The 17,667-nt window shown below is 44.9% G+C and carries 18 protein-coding genes; 11 read left to right on the top strand and 7 right to left on the bottom strand.

All coding sequences use genetic code 11. From position 1 onward, the window contains the following. Positions 1 to 64 precede the first annotated feature (64 nt). The gene (locus tag IGJ25_RS14835) at positions 65 to 391 is read left to right on the top strand and encodes an MGMT family protein (RefSeq protein ID WP_008380664.1); all 327 of its coding nucleotides are present in this window, start codon (positions 65 to 67) and stop codon (positions 389 to 391) included. Further along, positions 388 to 1,095: a GntR family transcriptional regulator gene (locus tag IGJ25_RS14830; RefSeq protein WP_010749904.1), complete on the top strand. Its 708-nt coding sequence runs from the start codon at positions 388 to 390 to the stop codon at positions 1,093 to 1,095. The genes IGJ25_RS14835 and IGJ25_RS14830 overlap by 4 nt, the downstream gene beginning before the upstream one ends. 95 nt (positions 1,096 to 1,190) lie before the next feature. Here the strand turns inward: IGJ25_RS14830 and IGJ25_RS14825 are convergent, their stop codons facing one another. Continuing rightward, positions 1,191 to 2,390, bottom strand: a complete 1,200-nt coding sequence (locus IGJ25_RS14825) for an enolase C-terminal domain-like protein (protein ID WP_010749903.1) — start codon at positions 2,388 to 2,390, stop codon at positions 1,191 to 1,193. 290 nt (positions 2,391 to 2,680) lie between these two features. Here IGJ25_RS14825 and IGJ25_RS14820 point away from each other — a divergent pair, with 290 nt between their 5' ends. Continuing rightward, on the top strand, positions 2,681 to 4,510 hold the full coding sequence (locus tag IGJ25_RS14820; RefSeq protein ID WP_010749902.1) for a glucose PTS transporter subunit IIA: 1,830 nt from the start codon (positions 2,681 to 2,683) through the stop codon (positions 4,508 to 4,510). Positions 4,511 to 4,563: 53 nt separating this feature from the next. Here IGJ25_RS14820 and IGJ25_RS14815 read toward each other — a convergent pair whose 3' ends face one another. From IGJ25_RS14815 to IGJ25_RS14805, 3 genes are all read right to left on the bottom strand, one after another. Continuing rightward, the gene (locus IGJ25_RS14815; protein ID WP_005228499.1) at positions 4,564 to 5,334 is read right to left on the bottom strand and encodes an ABC transporter permease; all 771 of its coding nucleotides are present in this window, start codon (positions 5,332 to 5,334) and stop codon (positions 4,564 to 4,566) included. Continuing rightward, positions 5,327 to 6,262: an ABC transporter ATP-binding protein gene (locus IGJ25_RS14810; RefSeq protein ID WP_005228500.1), complete on the bottom strand. Its 936-nt coding sequence runs from the start codon at positions 6,260 to 6,262 to the stop codon at positions 5,327 to 5,329. The genes IGJ25_RS14815 and IGJ25_RS14810 overlap by 8 nt, the downstream gene beginning before the upstream one ends. Positions 6,263 to 6,438: 176 nt before the next feature. Further along, positions 6,439 to 6,687, bottom strand: coding sequence for a helix-turn-helix domain-containing protein (locus IGJ25_RS14805; RefSeq protein ID WP_005234115.1), 249 nt, complete (start codon positions 6,685 to 6,687; stop codon positions 6,439 to 6,441). 193 nt (positions 6,688 to 6,880) lie between these two features. Between IGJ25_RS14805 and IGJ25_RS14800 the strand changes: the two genes are divergently transcribed. Next, on the top strand, positions 6,881 to 7,144 hold the full coding sequence (locus IGJ25_RS14800) for a hypothetical protein (RefSeq protein ID WP_005228502.1): 264 nt from the start codon (positions 6,881 to 6,883) through the stop codon (positions 7,142 to 7,144). A 13-nt stretch (positions 7,145 to 7,157) separates the two neighbouring features. Beyond that, on the top strand, positions 7,158 to 8,075 hold the full coding sequence (locus tag IGJ25_RS14795; protein ID WP_010749901.1) for a LacI family DNA-binding transcriptional regulator: 918 nt from the start codon (positions 7,158 to 7,160) through the stop codon (positions 8,073 to 8,075). A 61-nt stretch (positions 8,076 to 8,136) separates the two neighbouring features. On the opposite strand, the gene IGJ25_RS14790 is transcribed toward IGJ25_RS14795, so the two are convergent. Then, a complete protein-coding gene (locus IGJ25_RS14790) occupies positions 8,137 to 8,910 on the bottom strand; it encodes a MerR family transcriptional regulator (RefSeq protein ID WP_010749900.1) in 774 nt (257 codons plus the stop codon). Between the two features lie 114 nt (positions 8,911 to 9,024). On the opposite strand from IGJ25_RS14790, the gene IGJ25_RS14785 reads away from it, so the two are divergent. The 5 genes from IGJ25_RS14785 (at position 9,025) to IGJ25_RS14765 (ending at position 14,861) form a co-directional block, all read left to right on the top strand. Then, complete coding sequence (locus IGJ25_RS14785; protein ID WP_010749899.1) at positions 9,025 to 9,906, top strand: HAD-IIB family hydrolase; 882 nt, start codon at positions 9,025 to 9,027, stop codon at positions 9,904 to 9,906. Beyond that, positions 9,893 to 10,246, top strand: a complete 354-nt coding sequence (locus IGJ25_RS14780; protein ID WP_010749898.1) for a DUF1827 family protein — start codon at positions 9,893 to 9,895, stop codon at positions 10,244 to 10,246. Before IGJ25_RS14785 ends, IGJ25_RS14780 begins: the two co-directional genes overlap by 14 nt. A gap of 248 nt (positions 10,247 to 10,494) precedes the next feature. Next, complete coding sequence (locus IGJ25_RS14775) at positions 10,495 to 11,961, top strand: nicotinate phosphoribosyltransferase (protein WP_005228507.1); 1,467 nt, start codon at positions 10,495 to 10,497, stop codon at positions 11,959 to 11,961. 62 nt (positions 11,962 to 12,023) lie between these two features. Next, positions 12,024 to 12,848: an ammonia-dependent NAD(+) synthetase gene (nadE, locus tag IGJ25_RS14770; protein ID WP_010749896.1), complete on the top strand. Its 825-nt coding sequence runs from the start codon at positions 12,024 to 12,026 to the stop codon at positions 12,846 to 12,848. A gap of 192 nt (positions 12,849 to 13,040) precedes the next feature. Further along, complete coding sequence (locus IGJ25_RS14765; RefSeq protein WP_438779426.1) at positions 13,041 to 14,861, top strand: LTA synthase family protein; 1,821 nt, start codon at positions 13,041 to 13,043, stop codon at positions 14,859 to 14,861. A 67-nt stretch (positions 14,862 to 14,928) separates the two neighbouring features. Here the strand turns inward: IGJ25_RS14765 and IGJ25_RS14760 are convergent, their stop codons facing one another. Further along, positions 14,929 to 16,578, bottom strand: a complete 1,650-nt coding sequence (locus IGJ25_RS14760) for a MutS-related protein (protein ID WP_081116060.1) — start codon at positions 16,576 to 16,578, stop codon at positions 14,929 to 14,931. Between the two features lie 41 nt (positions 16,579 to 16,619). Next, complete coding sequence (gene nrdI / locus IGJ25_RS14755) at positions 16,620 to 17,069, bottom strand: class Ib ribonucleoside-diphosphate reductase assembly flavoprotein NrdI (RefSeq protein WP_225000600.1); 450 nt, start codon at positions 17,067 to 17,069, stop codon at positions 16,620 to 16,622. A 136-nt stretch (positions 17,070 to 17,205) separates the two neighbouring features. Between nrdI and gloA2 the strand changes: the two genes are divergently transcribed. Continuing rightward, positions 17,206 to 17,583, top strand: a complete 378-nt coding sequence (gloA2, locus tag IGJ25_RS14750) for an SMU1112c/YaeR family gloxylase I-like metalloprotein (protein WP_005228512.1) — start codon at positions 17,206 to 17,208, stop codon at positions 17,581 to 17,583. Positions 17,584 to 17,667: the final 84 nt, after the last annotated feature.

The raw sequence follows: 17,667 nt of genomic DNA, 5'->3' as shown, positions 1-17,667 counted from the left end.
TTCATTTACTATTGGCAGGGAATCCAGTACTATGATAGAAAGAATCAAAGAAGGAGCGAACAGTATGAATCCATTCTATGAAGAAGTCTATGCGCTGGCGCGGCAGATCCCTTTTGGTAAAGTCGTCTCCTATAGTCAGATTGCGTGGAAATTGGGACAAATCAACGGCGCGCGAGCAGTCGGTCGAGCGATGCGCTTGAGCCCTCAGGATGTCCCTGCCCATCGAGTCGTGCGGGCAGATGGCGTCTTAGTTGGTCCCACCGCCAATGTGCGAAAAGCAGCACTCGTCGATGAAGGGGTGGTCTTCAAAGCCAGTGGTCGTATCGATATGAAGGCTTGCAGTTGGTCCATGAGCGAGATCGCTCCCGCTCAAATGAAGGAGCCATTATGAAAAAACGTGAATTTATCGTGCAAGATCTGTTGAGTAAAATCTATCAGGAAGAATTTTCTGCCGGCAAATTACCCAACCAAAGAACCCTTGCGCAAACCTATGGCGTTTCGCGGTTTACGATCCAGCAAGCAATCAAAAACCTTGAAGAGATCGGGATCGTCAAAGTGGTACAAGGTTCAGGGATTTTTATCCATGAAAAATGGGTCAAAAACCCAATGATCTTTAATTCCTTGACCCGCACCCCTTATGACCGCATCCATTCCAAAATGATTTCCTTGAATAAGGCGGCAGCAACGTTGGATGAACAGCAGATTTTCCAAATAGGCCCAGACGAGGAAGTCTGGATCTTTGAACGAGTGCGGATCGTCAATTATAAAATCGAACAGCTGGAAACCTCTAAATTGCCCGTCAGCCTATTTCCTGAATTGACACAAGAAATCGTGGAGCACTCGATCCAACGCTATGTCGAAAGCTGCGGATACCGCATTTCCCACTACATCACAAGCTATACCCCCATCACCACATCGACCGCGCAATCGGGTATTTTATTGTGCAAGCGGGGAACACCGGCAATGCAGATCAGCAATCGGGCGATTTTAGAAGACGGCCGCGTGTATGAGTTCAGCAATATCGTTGCCATTGATTATGCCGTGACCTACATCCGTCCCTTTGACCGTGAGATCCATCGCTCACGCATCGATTGATTTTTAGGAAAGCAAATGTGCCAGTTGCGTCGTCTTTACCCAGAGAGAACAAAGACATCCCCTGTCGATTGGACAGGGGATGTCTTTTGTTGTGTTTAAGGAGTGATCAAAGTGCCGTCTGGTGTACGGCTCTGGGTCCATTCGTGAGGACGGTAAACCACGGGAAATTCCGAAGCTGCTGCTTCATCGAACGTGATTCCGATCCCACTTTTCTCGATGGGATAAAAATAGCCGTTTTCAGGTTGTGGACTACCACCAAAGACCGACTGGGTATTTGCTGGGATCGCAATCGTTTCTTGGATCGCGGCATTGTGGAGATGGATATTTAGATGGGTGTTGACGGCTAAGCCGACAGGGCTGATATCAGACGGCGTGTGCCAAGCGATCCGAATGCCCATCGCATCGCAGAAGTGAGCCAATTTCAATGCTGGCGTGATCCCACCGATTTGTGAGACATGGGCACGCATAAAGTCAATCTGTTGATTTTTGACTAGCTCTTGCCATTCCATCGGATTATTGAACAATTCGCCGGTCGCGATCGGGGTCGCCGACTGGCTGCGGAGTTGCTGCAACCACTTGTTTTGATCCGGCGGCAAAATATCTTCTAGGAAAAAGAGATTGAAAGGCTCAGCGGCTTTTGCAAATTGAATCGCTTGGTTTGGATGCAGCCGTTCATGCACGTCATGCAGCATTTGAAATTGATTGCCGTATCGTTCTTGGATCGCAGCAAACATTTTCAGTGTTGTGTCCATGTAGTCTGTTTGATCAAAATAGGAACCAGCGATGGGCTGATCGGGTGTTTGCAGTTGGCTAGGATTTCCACCATAAAAGCCTAATTGGCAACGGATATAGCGATAGCCCTCAGCCAAGAAGCGATCGATTTCTTGATAAAGGTCTTCGAGATTATCTGCCACGGCATGGGTATAGGCGGGAATCGCCGTACGCGCTTTTCCACCTAACAGTTGATACAATGGCATATCGGCTAATTGTCCCTTGATGTCCCATAAAGCCATGTCGACTCCTGAGATGGCATTGTTGGTGATCGGACCATTCCGCCAGTAAGAATTGACATTCATCACTTGCCAAAGATCTTCGATTTGATTGGCATCGCGGCCAAGTAAGAGGGGGCGTAAATACTCGTCAACGACGGTTTTTACGGCTAGTGGGCGAAACTGGAAGGTTGCGCAACCTAACCCAGATACGCCTTTGTTTGTTTCTACTTTAACGACAACAAGGTTATGACGATCAGGTTTGATCGCAAAGGCTTTGACGTCGGTGATGATCGTTGGTGTCATTTCATTCACTCCAATTTTTGTCTCTAGTTGCTATAGCCATTGAAACATGCTTGGCAACCGCTGTCAATTTGGTCTAATAAAAACTGGATATACACCATAAAACCAGTCCAATTTTTGCCTATTTTATAATAAAACGTTGATATATAGCGTTTTTATTCTGGTTTTATCAAAAAAGGACTGGTTTTACAAGTCTGTGTGAGCATGCTACTATGTGTGTGAAAACGGAAACACCTGAAAGGGCGCCCGTCAAATGGATCAGGACCGTTAGCAAACAACAGGGGGAAAAAAAGATGACCAAAGAAGACATCGTAAAACAGATCATTAAAGATGTTGGCGGATCAGACAATATCAACAATGCATGGCACTGTATGACTCGCTTGCGTTTTGATTTAAAGGATGAGAAAAAAGTCGACTATGCGGCGTTAGAAAAAACACCCAAAGTCGTAGGAACAAAATATCAAAGCAATCAGCTGCAGGTAGTGATAGGAACGGATGTTGCTGATTATTATGCACCTTTAGCCAAAGAATTAGGTCTTGATGAAGCGAACCAAGGGGAAACATCAGAGAAAAAAGGAGCCGTTTCCTTATTTATGGATACCGTTTCTGGCGTTTTTGGTCCGATCGTTCCAGCTATCGCTGGCGCAGGAATGATCAAAGGATTGATGGCTGGATTGGTGGCATTGAATGTCATCTCTAATCAAACAGATACCTATTTAGTGATCGACATGATCGCGAGCGGCGTATTCACATTCTTGCCATTTTTTGTTGCTGCTTCTGCCGCTCGGATTTTTAAAACCAATCAATATTTAGCGATCGCAATCGCGGCAACGCTGCAATTTCCAACGATGACCAATGCGGTAGCCGAAGGGAGTATTTCCGCCTTTCGTTTGTTCGGCGTATTGCCAGTACCCGTCTTTAACTATGCAGGGACAGTGATTCCCATTATCTTTGCCGTGCTGGCGCTCAGTTATATTTACCGTTGGGTCGATAAACTCTTACCACAAGTGCTGCGTACCGTGTTTACACCGACGATTTCGTTGTTTGTCGCTGGTATCTTGACATTAACGGTCATTGGCCCAATCAGTATCCATCTAGGAAACTTATTGGCTGCTGGCGTGGCTGGATTATTCACTATCTCGCCTGTCTTAGCAGGAATCGTGGTAGGGGCGATTCGACCAATCGCAATCTTCACGGGACTGCATCATGCCATGACCCCGATCGCTTTGCAAAACTTTGCCAATCAAGGATATGATATGCTGATGCCAATGATGTTTATGGCAAATATGGCAATCACCGGCGCAACAGCAGCTATTTATTTCAAAGTCAAAACCAAAGAAGAAAAATCGATCATTCTATCGTCGGCGGTTTCAGGCTTGTTAGGGATCACAGAACCTGCGTTATTCGGGATTTTATCGAAGTATAAAAAAGCCTTTATCGCAGCAACAGTTGGTAGTTCTGTGGCTTCTGCCTTCATCAGTTTCTTCGGTGTTCGTATTTATGGGTACATTCTTTCAAGTATCTTTAGTTTGCCAGCCTATATCGGGGAATACTTTATCTACGCCGTTCTAGGGATCATCTTGGCGATCGGCTTATCTTTTGCCATGAGCTGGTTCTTGGTACCAAATCAAGCAGCAGAAGGCGATCGTTACACCAACGAAGTGGATCTGCATGCCGTGACCCATGGTGAATACGTCCCATTAGAAGATGTACCAGATGAAGTTTTTTCAACGAAAATGATGGGAGAAGGCTATGCCATCGAGTCACAAGATGGCCAAATCTTTGCACCAGTCAGTGGCGAAGTCACCACTGTGTTCCCTTCAAAACATGCCGTCGGGATCAAAACCCAAAACGGCGTGGAAGTTCTTGTGCATATGGGGATCGATACAGTTTCCCTTGGCGGTCAAGGCTTTGAAGTCTTTGTCAAAGCTGGGGAGCAAGTCACTCCGCAAACCAAACTGGCACAAATGGATCTGCCGTTTATCAAGCAGCAAGGCAAAGAAACCATGGTGATCGTTTTGATCACCAACATGGATCGCGTGCAACAATTTTCTGGAAGTACTGATTTAGAAGGCAGACACCAAGCCGGTGCATTACTGGAAAAAGTCGTTTTGAATGCCTAATAAAAGAAAAAAGATGAGCTTCGTTAACGAAGTTCATCTTTTTTTCTTTGTAATTAACTACGCAGCCCGCGGCCTTTTTGGATCAAGTACCAGCATACGCTGTATAAGACGACAATGAACAAGACCAAAATACCGATGGAGAGGAAAATCGGGACATCGATGGTGCCCAAAAATCCGTAACGGAAACCAGAGATCATATACACGATCGGGTTGACTTTGGAGATCGTTTGCCAAATTGGCGGTAGCATGCTGATGGAGTAAAAGACGCCTCCAAGATAGGTCAATGGTTGTAAAACAAAGGTTGGCACGATGGAAACATCGTCAAAGGATTGGGCGAAGATCCCATTTAGCAACCCTGCTAATGAAAATAAGATGGCGGTCATGACAAGGGTTAAGACAACGATGACCCAAGAATAAACATGTAATGGGACGAAGAAAAGGGAAATGATGGTCACCAATGTGCCCACCAAGATACTACGGCCAAGTCCGCCAAAGACAAAGCCCCAAATGATGACGTGGGTAGGGACCGGCGCCACTAAGAGTTCCTCAATGTTTTTTTGAAACTTCTGTGAAAAGAAGGAAGATGACACGTTAGAGTAAGAACTAGTGATCGTCGACATCATGATCAGCCCAGGAACGATAAATTCCATATAAGAAAAGCCGCCCATTTCGCCGATGCGGCTGCCGATCATTTTCCCAAAGATAATAAAGTATAAGGAAGTAGTGATGACGGGTGGGACGAGGGTCTGCACCCAAATCCGTAAATAGCGGTTGGTCTCTTTGACCGCTAAACTTTTTAAGGCTGTAAAATAAAGACTAAACATGGTTTTCCTCCGCTTCGTGTGATTCTTCGGTGATTTTCAAAAATAGTTCTTCCAAGCGATTGGATTTGTTGCGCATGGAGAGGACATTGATCCCTTGCTGACTGAATTGGGCAAAAAGATCGTTGACGCCTTGATCTCGAGCGACTTCAACAGCGATGGTCTGTTCATCTTCCATTTGGATCGGATACCCAGTGATCGTTGGTGCTTGCTTGATCGGTGCGATATCAAAAAGAAAGGTTTCAAATTGCAGTTTTGCCAATAAGGACTTCATGCTGGTGTTTTCGATCAGTTCACCAGATTGGATGATCCCGATGTTGCGGCAAAGCATTTCCGCCTCTTCTAAATAATGGGTCGTCAAAATGATCGTTGTGCCCTTTTGGTTCAATTCCCGCAAAAAGCTCCACATTTCCCGCCGTAATTCGATATCGACACCTGCCGTCGGTTCATCCAAAATCAATAGCCGTGGTTCATGCATCAGGGCACGAGCAATCATCAAACGGCGTTTCATCCCGCCTGACAGCATCCGCGCACGAACATTGCGTTTTTCCCACAAATTCGACTGCTTCAAGTATTTTTCGCTGCGCTTGATGGCTTCGTTGCGAGGGACACCATAATACCCAGCTTGATTGACAACGATCTGCTGGACCGTTTCAAAGGGATTGAAATTGAATTCTTGGGGAACCAGACCAATCTGTTGTTTGACTTGGACCAATTCTTTGTCTAAATCGTAGCCGAAGACTTTGACGCTTCCCGAAGATTTATTGACAAGAGAGGTGATAATGCCGATGGTGGTGGACTTTCCAGCGCCGTTTGGGCCTAACAAGGCATAAAAGTCGCCTTCTTCCACCGTCAAATTTATGCCCCGCAACGCTTCAACGCCGGTAGCATAGACTTTGCGTAAATCGGTTAGTTCTAGTGCATAGGTCATGTTTGTTTGAACTCCTTCTATGTATGATGGTTTATTCTATCATTTTTTTTCAAGAAGAACCGCATGATTTGATTTTTTTCATTTGATTAGATAACAATTGTTGCTAATCGATGAAAAGTGGAAAAGAGGCAAAAGAAAAAACGACCATTTGATCGTTTTTTCGATAAAGTCGATTGTTAGCATAAATACCGTTCTGGTCGTTCTGTCTGTCCTAATAAGTAATCGACAGAAACATTATAGAGGGAAGCTGCGTGTAGCAGCGTCAATACATCGGGTAAGCGATCGCCTGCTTCGTATAAGGTGTAATCGGGGTAAGACACATCGAGATGCTGGCATACTTCTTTTGGGCTCAATCCGCGTTCTTCTCTTAAAAATTTGAAGCGGCAACGCAAGGTGTCTAATAAAAAAGCTTCTTCTAATGTCACTTTGCGGTCCTCCTTAAAAAATAGCGCTTTTTTTCGCACTGTTCTCTTTTTATTGTACCAACAAAAGCAAAATATGCGAAGTGATTCACATGAAGGGCGATCGGTTTTTGTCAAAAAGTGAAACAAATGACTTGCTCTGAGACGCGTTTCATACAGTATGCTTGATTTATAAAAAGGAAGGCGGGATGGAAACATGAATACATACATGAAGAAAAATGGTGCGGAATGTTGTTATGTGACGTTGGCATTTGATGGACAACAACTGGTATTGACGAAGCCAAAAGGGTTCTTTCAAGAACGGTTAGTAGAAATTCCTGTGGATGAGATCAGTCACTTGACGTGTGATGAACACTTCGGGTCTCAGCGCATCGGATTTATCCATCACAACGATTACTATGAATTTTATACATGTGGGCTAAGTGTGATAGACTATATGAAAGAACAATTATTCGTTTAAGGAGCAGTGAGTCATGGCAAACATTCGGGATATTGCACGCTTGACCGGCTATTCGGTCTCAACGGTTTCACGAGTCATTAATAACAATCCTTATGTCAGTGAAGAAAAGCGTCGTAAGATCCTGGCTGTCATGGAAGAGGTCAACTATATTCCGAATTACACGGCGCGGGCATTAAGTGTCGGCAAAACCAAAAATATCGGTGTGATCCTGCCGTTTGTCAATCATCCCTATTTTGATCGATTATTGAGCGGCATCACGACAGCAGCGTTTGCTCGTGGCTATAAGGTGACGCTTTTAGCCACGAACTATGATCCGCAAGTAGAGGAAGCATATTTGCAAGAATTTGCGGCGAAAAGCTTTGATGCTTTGATCATTACCTCGCGGGCGAATCCGATCGAAACCTTATTGCCTTATCGTTCATACGGACGCATCGTCTTTTGTGAAAATATCTCGTATTTGACTGACGGCTGCACTTATATCGATCGAGAGGAATCGATCAAGGAGGTCTTCACGTATTTTAAGGAACAAGGCATCCAGAAAATCGGCGTGACATTGGGACGTAGCCGCAAGCTCAGCAGCAATTCAAAAATCACGGTCCGTTTGGCTCACGACTATTTTTCGACCTTTTCCGAAGACTTGATTTTTTGGGATTGCTTGACGGAAGAAGATGGCAAAGAAGCGGCTGCTTATTTTGCAGATAAAGGAGTCGAAGCGATTTTCACCAATGGGGATCATGTTGCTGCTGGGATTCAGTCGCAGGCGCCGGGAGAATGGCTCGTGATTGGACGGGACAATCTATACATCAGCGAGCTGCTGCAGCTTTCAACGATCGATCATCACTTGCAAGCTTGCGGGGAGACCGCCGTCCAATTGGCGGTAATGGAAAAAAGCGGCAACTATCGCATGCCCTATGAGTTCATCAAACGATAGCTACAGACGAAACGATGCGCAAACAGTGCCCCTGAGCGGGCAGTGCTTGCGCATCGTTTTTTTAATGGGATTTGGTGTAATGGTCAATGATCTGTTTCAACAGCTGCGCGCTGCCGACGCCTGCTTTTTGATCGTAATAGGCGGTAAAACGCTCGTCTTGAACGTACATTTCCCCTAAAGATCGGTGATATTCTGCTGAGTAAAAGGGCGCTGCTTGTTTAAGCCATGCTTGATGCGCAGCAAAAGCCTTTTCGGCTTTGTCAGAAGGGATTCGTTTCCCTTCCTTTTCATTCAATAGCTCTTTTATCAGCTGCAACAAGCGGTTTTCGTTGTCGGTCAGTGCTTGATAATCGACTTGGGTCATCTGCTGCCACTTTTGGTTGCTTTGTTCGATGATTTCCTCACCGTAGGCTTCTCGTAATTCGGCACCGTAGTTCGCTTCGTTTTCACGAATTTTTTGTTCCTTAAAATAACGGAATTTCTCTTGATCGGTCATCGTCTTTTCTCCTTCATAATAATCAATTGTTTGCGCTAAGGTGGTCAAAAGACTGTCCAGGGCTGCTCGCTCTTGTAAAAGCTGTTGGTAATGCTGCAACAAGACCGTTTGGATCGATTCTTGTGGCTCATACAAGATTCCGCGGATTGTTTCTAATGACAGCCCAAAAGACTTAAAATATAAAATCTGCTGTAGGCGATCGACTTCCTGTCTCCCGTAGATACGGTAACCAGCTGAGTTGGTGCGTTGCGGTTGTAACAACTTGATCTGATCATAATACCGCAGGGTACGGCTGCTGACTCCTGACAGTTTAGCTAAGGCACTGATCGTATATTCCATCGGCTTTTCCCTCCTTACACCTGTATCCTAAAGGTTGACGTAACGACAAAGTCAAGAAAATTTTTTTGCGTTTTTTAAAATGTGCTATAATTATAACAAAGAAAGGAAGATAAGATGCAAATAGTTTTTTCTGATATTGATGGGACGTTCCAAGAAATGGGGCACCCGATTCATGAGATCAATAAAGAAGCCATCCGTTGTTTGCAAGACCAAGGGGATCACTTTGTGTTTGTCACAGGGCGAGGATTTGAGCTTGTTCAAGATATGATGGCGGAAGAAGGCCTTTCCTGCGATGTGATTTTTGGAAACGGCGCTGGTCTGATGTTAAAAGGAGAAGCGCCTGTTTTGACGCATACCTTGCCCTATAAGACATTGGCGCAAGTGATTGGTATCTTAGAAACAGAAGAGGTTTTTTATTTCTTACATACTGACCATGGCATCATTTCCCCACAAGCGCATTTGTATGAAGCGCAGTTTCAAGAAAGCCGCAAGCAGTTACTCGCGGAGTTAGGGGAGCGAGGACAAATCATCGCTGACTACAAATATGAGTTCTTTTACAACGAATGTCTTCATAAAGACGACGTGCTGCAGTTCATGAAGGAACATCCAGAGATAAAGGTCATCAAAATCGAACTGATGGAAGCGTCAGACGAAAAAAGAGAACGGCTGCGGGAGATGATCCAATCAGAAACGGCTGCGATTTTTCAATCCTTTGTCCAAACACTGGAGATCGTTGATCCATTGGCGACCAAAGGTGCCGCGATCCGTTCCTTTTTAGAAGCTTTTCCCGCTGCCAAAAGCTACGGGATCGGTGATGGTGAAAATGACCTTGCGATGTTTGAAGCGGTGGATGTTTCTTTGGCTGTAGCAAATGCCAGCCCAGCGATCAAAGCAGTTTGTGATCGAACCATTGAGCGCGCGGAAGATGGCGGTGTTGGCCGCTTTATTTTAACAGAATTAGTTTCGAGAGAGGATGTTGTGCATGAAGTTGATTGAAACCCCAGTAAATCAAAATCTAAATATGGAAACTTTTTACCCGAACATCTCCAAGTATCTATTCGACAAAATAGCGATCAAATACTATAAATTGTACTCGCTTGATCGGACGCAGATTCTCTATGTGGATAGTTTTGATACGATTTCTTTAGTATTGATCAACAATAAAAAGAAAATCAGTCGGGAAGAAGTCGACACAGCGATTCATCGTTTGCTGAAGGTCGATCGCAAAGACGTGACCGTCAATGTTAATATTCGTAAAGAAATGGAAGCAAGAGGCATCACCTTTTCTAAACCGAGGAAAGATGTCATTCTTGTTCAATTGCCTGTGAAAGAATAGTAGTTGAAAGAAGTTGGGACATGCACGTTGCAAGAGCAATCAAACGTTGAACAAAGGGGCGACCTTATACGTGCGCAGGAATGATGCGCCAATAAGTAGGAGGCTGACCCATGCTTTTGAGCAATTTGTTCTCAGATGGATTGCCTTGTACTAGCAAAAACCCAACTTTTTTTGAAAAAAACAAGATTTTCTGTCTTTTGTGTTTTTTTTGCTATAATGAGAAGAAGTAAGCTAGAGGGAGTAAGAACATGCAGAAATTATTTAAAGATGACAGCTTGACGCTGCACACCGATCTCTACCAAATCAACATGATGCAAACCTATTGGGAGTTAGGCAGAGCCGATCGTAATGCGGTGTTTGAATGCTATTTCCGTGACATGCCTTTTGAAAACGGCTATGCGATCTTTGCCGGTCTGGAACGATTGATCGACTATTTGAACGATTTATCCTTTTCAGAAACGGATATTGCCTACTTGCGAGAAATCGGCGGCTATCCAGAAGCCTTTTTAGAGTATCTAAAGGAGTTCAAGTTTGCTTGTACCGTTCGTTCTGCGTTAGAAGGTGATTTAGTCTTCAACAATGAACCGATCATTCAAGTAGAAGGGCCGTTGGCACAAGCACAGTTGATCGAAACGGCGTTACTGAATATGGTCAATTTCCAAACACTGATCGCCACGAAAGCGGCCCGCATCAAATCCGTGATCGGCACGGATCCCTTGTTGGAATTTGGTTCACGGCGGGCACAAGAATTGGATGCAGCCATTTGGGGGACCCGAGCGGCTTATATTGGCGGAGCAGATGCGACGAGTAATGTGCGGGCAGGGAAGATTTTTGGCATCCCAGCCAGCGGAACCCACGCCCATTCCCTCGTGCAATCCTACGGCAATGACTATGATGCATTTATGGCGTATGCCCAAACCCACAAAGATTGCGTATTCTTAGTCGATACCTATGATACATTGCGCTTAGGTGTGCCAAATGCGATTCGTGTGGCCAAAGAGATGGGGGATAAGATCAATTTCTTAGGTGTGCGGATCGACAGCGGCGATATGGCGTATATCTCGAAAAAAGTCCGTGAACAGCTGGATGAAGCGGGATTCACGGAAGCCAAAGTCTATGCTTCCAATGATCTAGACGAAAATACGATTCTAAGCTTGAAAATGCAAAAGGCGAAAATCGATGTGTGGGGTGTCGGCACCAAGCTGATCACCGCTTACGATCAACCGGCATTAGGCGCGGTTTATAAACTGGTGGCCATCGAAAATGAGCAGGGAGAAATGATCGACACCATCAAATTATCCAGCAATGCTGAAAAGGTTTCGACCCCTGGGAAAAAACAAGTTTGGCGGATCACCCGTAAATCTGACGGCAAGTCAGAAGGCGATTATGTCACGCTATGGGAAGAAAATCCACAAGCAGAAGACGAACTGTTCATGTTCCATCCTGTTCATACCTTTATCAACAAAACAGTGACGAACTTTGATGCGCGACCATTATTGCAAGACATCTTTGTAGATGGCCAGCAAGTGTATCAAGTGCCTGACTTAGAACACATCAAAGCCTATGCGACGAATTGCTTGGATTCCCTTTGGGACGAGTACAAACGTGACTTGAATCCACAGAAATACCCAGTCGATCTTTCGCAAGAATGCTGGGATCATAAAATGCGCACGATTGAAAAAGTACGCAAACAAACCAATGGCGCGATTTTGTAATCCGCAACTGCGCTGGTCCTAGGATCAGTCAGCTGCTTCAAAAAATAAGAGGAGGCGTTTCTATGACCATGCAACAAGAAATTATCAAAGAATTAGGAGTCTTACCGACCATCGACCCGAAAGAAGAAGTTCGTAAGAGTATTGATTTTTTAAAGGCGTATCTGCAAAAGAATCCGTTCTTGCATACGTTTGTCTTGGGGATCAGTGGTGGACAAGATTCGACGTTAGCTGGACGGCTTGCGCAATTGACGATGGAGGAAATGCGCAGCGAAACTGGGAATCCCAACTATCAGTTCATAGGGGTACGCTTACCTTATGGGGAACAAGCAGACGAAGAAGATGCCAAAAAAGCACTAGCGTTTATCCAACCAGACATTGAGCTGCGGGTAAACATCAAAGCCGCCGTCGATGCGCAAGTACAAGCGGTGGAAGAAGCAGGGTTAGCGGTTTCCGACTTTAACAAAGGCAATATCAAAGCCCGTCAACGGATGATCACGCAATATGCTATTGCGGGTGAAAAAGCAGGGGCTGTTCTGGGAACAGATCATGCTGCGGAAAACATCACCGGCTTCTTTACGAAGTATGGGGATGGCGGAGCCGATATTTTACCACTATTTCGTTTGAATAAACGCCAAGGCCGTCAACTCTTGCAATACTTAGGCGCGCCAGAAGCGTTGTATACAAAAGTCCCAACTGCGGACTTGGAAGATGGCAAACCTTTAGTGGCAGATGAAGCAGCTTTAGGAGTGACCTACAACGACATCGATGACTATTTAGAAGGCAAGGAAATTTCGGCTGAAGCCCAACAAACCATTGAAAACTGGTGGAACAAAACGCAACACAAACGCCACTTGCCAGTCACGATTTTTGATGATTTTTGGAAATAAACGAAACCAATGATTGAGTTCCATTCGGATAGAAAGAAGAGTCTAGGGGGCAAGAAACCTTAGACTCTTTTTTTATGAGGCTTGCTTTCTTTAAAAATAACAAAAGCTTCTTACCTCGGCTTTACTTTCTTGCCTCGAAAGCATAAAATACGAGGGTACCTAGAATGTGTAGAAAAGGAGGAATGTTCCTTCGTGAAAATAAATAGCCATCCTTATCTGAAGATCGCATTAAAAGGCATCACCATCGTCCTGTTGATCATTTTCAGTAATTTATATTTGCAATGGTGTCAAAACAATCTTTCCGTTGAATTAGCTCTGAAATTTGCCTTTTCGTGGCATACAGCAAAGTTTTTCTTGGCTTGTGGGGTGCTACTGCTGGTGTATGGGGTGTTTGCCAGCTTGGCAGGTTCGGTACTGATCGGAGGCGTCTTTTATAGTGTCGTCATCGGAATCTTAGGATATGCCAACCACACAAAGATGGTCTATCGCCAAGAACCAATCTATCCCGATGATTTAAAGATGGTCACTCAATTCGACCTTCTACGAACCATGATCGGCAATGGCGCCTTTTTCTTAGCCATCCTCTTCGCTCTGGCGGCGATCGGGGCGATCGGCTGGAGTATCTATCGCAGCCGCAAATTAAACCTGCGTTTGCAAGTGATGCGAGGAGCGGTGCTGGTCGTATGCTCGCTGGGCTTAGTCTATGTTTCTCACTTCAATGACAGCAACAACCTTTTACGCAAAGCTTACAATCAGACGGCGCTCTGGATTCCGTATTCACAAAAAATGAACTACTACAATACGGGATTTATCGGTGGGTTTTTGTACAACCTGCGGGTAGATGCCATGACGAAGCCTGAGGGGTATTCAAAAGAAGCGATCCAAGCGATTGCGGACACCTACAATGCACAGGCTGCGGAGAAAAATCAAGACCGTGAAAGTGAAGCACCAAATATCGTCTATGTGATGAGCGAGAGCTTTTCCGACCCGAGCCATTTAAATGGCTTGTCGATCACCGGCGATCCGTTGAAAGACTATTACCACGTCGCCGATCAAACCATCAGTGGAAAAATGCTTTCGCAAAATTATGGGGGCGGTACGGCAAACATCGAGTTTGAAGCGTTGACTGGTTTTGCCATGGGCCTATTGAATCCACAGATGACAACGCCTTACACGATGCTGGTGCCGAAATTGACGCAACTGCCATCCTTGGTTTCTTTCTTGGAACAGTCCGAGTATACGGCAACGGCGATCCATCCTTACGATACATCGATGTACAAACGCAAGGATGTCTATGGCGTGATGGGGTTTGAACAGTTTATCGATCAAGAGACGATGACCTATACCGACAAAATCGAAAATAATCCTTATATTTCTGATGAGGCGGCCTACAAAGAAGTGCTGGCATTGTTGGAAAACGATCAGCAACCGCAATTTGTCCATTTAGTAACGATGCAGACCCATATGCCGTATGCTGGTAAATACGATACCTTGAATTACCAAGCAAGCGGTCCGGGCAATATGGCTTCTTTGGAAAACTACCTGCAGGATATCTCCTACAGCAGTACAGCATTGAAAAACTTTGTAGCTGAATTAGAGCAGCTGGATCGGCGAACGCTGGTCGTCTTTTGGGGGGATCATTTACCAGGCATTTATGCCGATGAGATCAAGGAGCAAAATGAAACGGCTGCCCTGCATGAAACGGAGTTTTTGATGGTCGATTCGCAAGGAAATTTTGCCCCAGAAGATGTACCTGTAACAAGTCCCTTTTACTTTGCGCCGAACCTATTAGAAGCCAGTGACCAACCAACGAGCGGGTTTTACCAGTTGTTATTGGCCTTGCAAGATGAGCTGCCAGCTTTTGAAATGGGTCAATACTATCAAGGCGGGCAATGGCAGACGACCCTTGCATTGGATCAAGAAGCCCAAGAAATCTATGATGCCTACAATTTGATCCAATACGATGTGTTACAAGGAGAGCAATACAGTTTAACGACTGGTTTGTTTGACTAACTGAAACGTAAAATAGCGCCTTATCCCAGTCTTAGTCACAGGATAAGGCACTTTTGTTTGTATGAAGTTATAAATCCTGCCATTTACGGTTTTGATCAAAATCATTGGCGGCGGCATAGGCGTCTTGAACGATCGTTTCAGGGTAGCCCATGACTTTTAAGAGGGCGATTGCATTGCGGCTCAAGGCAGGACCGGATTTGACCTTGTAATCAAAGGAGATGCCGTCATCTTCCGTGACTTGTTCAGAAAAATGGATGTTGCAGCAGTCATTTTTCAATATTTCAGTCAGCTCAATATCATGAGTGGCGACAAATGCCAATGATGGGTAGGCTCGCAGCCAATGGATGATGCTGGCAGATGCAGCGATCCGTTCCACCGTATTGGTTCCTTTTAAAATCTCATCAACAAAACAATAGCAGCGCTGGTTCGTGGCAACGGTGTCTAGCAGGCGTTTGATGGATTTGATCTCTGCTACGAAATAGCTGTCGCCTTCAAATAAATCATCTTCGACAGCCATCGAGGTAATGACGTGACCGGGAACCATCGTAAAGGTTTCGGCAACTGCTGTCTGGATCGTTTGTGCCAAGATGCAATTGATGGCGATGCTTTTGACATACGTCGATTTACCCGAGGCATTGGAGCCAGTCACGAGGGTATTGTGGGTCCAAGCAACATCATTCATGACTGCTTCACTTAGAAGCGGGTGATACGTACCCGTTGCTTGTACACCTCCGCTTGTTTGGAAGGTCGGTAGGCAAGTGATGGGCATATACGTGCGAAAATTTAAAATGGCGGCTGCGACTTCCAATTTTCCCAGCAAATTCCACAGATCGATGGCTGCTTGTTGGTGCTTTGCCAGGGTAGTAGTGACCGTTTGATAGGAAATAAACGGCAGCATAAAAATGATATTGATGTATTCAAACAACATGTCTCCTTCGCTGCCGTTTTTGGCACGAAACGAAAAGGCGAAACGAGTGATCTTTTTTAATGGTGCCAAGGATTGTTTGATCTCATCTTGGAGGGGCGTGTTGATTTTAGCGATCTGACTGCCACAGGCAATCGTTTGAACCAAATAGCGCATGCTGTTCAGTTCTGTTTCCAGCTTGGCTTTTTTGATGGAGTAATAGATCGTATTGAAAACGACACTAACCAACGTCAACAGGATGCCTTGGACAAACCCCAGCAGGAGCAGCAAGATGCCGACTAACGGCAGCACACCTAAAAAGACAAAGAACGGCAGAGAGCCGATCGATTGCGCAGCTTCATTGGCCAAGTAGGCTTTCGAGAAATTATCATCTTGTTTTCCTAAACGAGCAAACGTATATTGGGATTGTTCGCGTGCGGCACTGTCAGCAGCAAAAAAGTCGATCAATTTGGTCAGCTGTTTGTCCGTCTTGAAGCGAAAATTGCGTAATTGCTGGTACAATGCTTCTGAACCAACACTGGAAAACGTCAGATTAATGGACTCAAACAACGAAAAGCCATCCAAGTCATACCAAGTGATGTCATCGACCTCGCTATCAAAATCGTGAAACTTCTTCTCAGTCAGCCAAGCCTTTTTCAAACTCGCTTCTTTATCAAAGCGGGGCTGACGGGGAAGCTTTCCCCAAGCAAGCCGAACGTAACGGCGTACTTTGTATCGATTCCAGATATCTAATACGGTCAAGATGAGAATGCTGGCGAGTATGATCAAAATGACCATCGTTTGTGGTTCCATATGCAAAAGTCCTCCTAATGGCTAATGAATGCTGGCTAAAGTTAAGTGTTGATGTGGGCAGGATCAATTTCTTTCAAACAAGCATAGATCCGTTCAATATCTTGGGTCGTTCCTCGCAGCTCGAAATCCGCTAAGAACGGGATCGAAAATTGCTCCGCATATTGCATTGCGGTCAAGCAATATTGATAATTGAAGTTTTTGTTGCCACTGCCGATCACGCCTAAGCAAAGAGCTGCGTTGTTTTCATAGTCAATGTATTCCCGCATGGTTTCTGTGAGAATCTCCTGATCGCCGTTATCGACGCCATTTCCACCTTCTAAATAGGTAGGGACAAAAACCACATAAGGTTCGTCTTCTTGTTCAAACACACTGTTGTCATGAATTTCTTTGGCTTCCCAAGTACTCGGAGTGTCTTGCTGATCCGCATAGGCCAACAAGCGGTTGACGAATGCACGGGTATTTCCAGAGATTGAAATATAAAGTAGTTTCATTTTTTTCATCACCTTCCGCTTTCTAGTATAACAGAAACCATTTATGAAAAGAGGAGAACTTCGGCAGTCTTTTCTAGTAAAATGCAGCCAAAGGCTTTAAACTGAGAGAGGAGTCCAATACAAAGGAGTGGCAATAATGTTTTCAAAAATGCATCATGTGGCGATCATCGCCAGTGATTACCAGCAGACCAAAGAATTTTATGTAGAGAAATTAGGCTTTGAAGTGATTCGTGAACATGCGCGCCCAGAAAAGAAAGATGTAAAAATCGACCTGCGCTTTGGGGAATCAGAAATAGAACTGTTTGTGGTGGAAAACCCACCAGCAAGACCAAGTTTCCCCGAAGCAGCTGGCTTGCGGCATTTGGCATTTGCGGTGGAAAATATTGAAGCAGTCGTGGCAAAGTTAGCCGCCAAAGGAATTGCGTGTGAACCGATTCGTTTCGATACCTTTACGAATAAGAAAATGACCTTTTTCCAAGATCCAGACGGCTTGCCGTTGGAATTGCATGAATAAATAAGGAAAACTTTGTGTGGATCCTTTGTCGATTCAACTTGGTTTTTCTTGAGAGAATTGTTATTCTATGTATAGAAGTAAGGA

Origin of the sequence: Enterococcus sp. DIV0240d, from assembly GCF_051711245.1 — a bacterium.
In the GTDB taxonomy this organism is placed as follows: Bacteria; Bacillota; Bacilli; order Lactobacillales; family Enterococcaceae; genus Enterococcus_D; species Enterococcus_D casseliflavus.
This window is presented reverse-complemented; position numbering and strand designations above follow the sequence as displayed.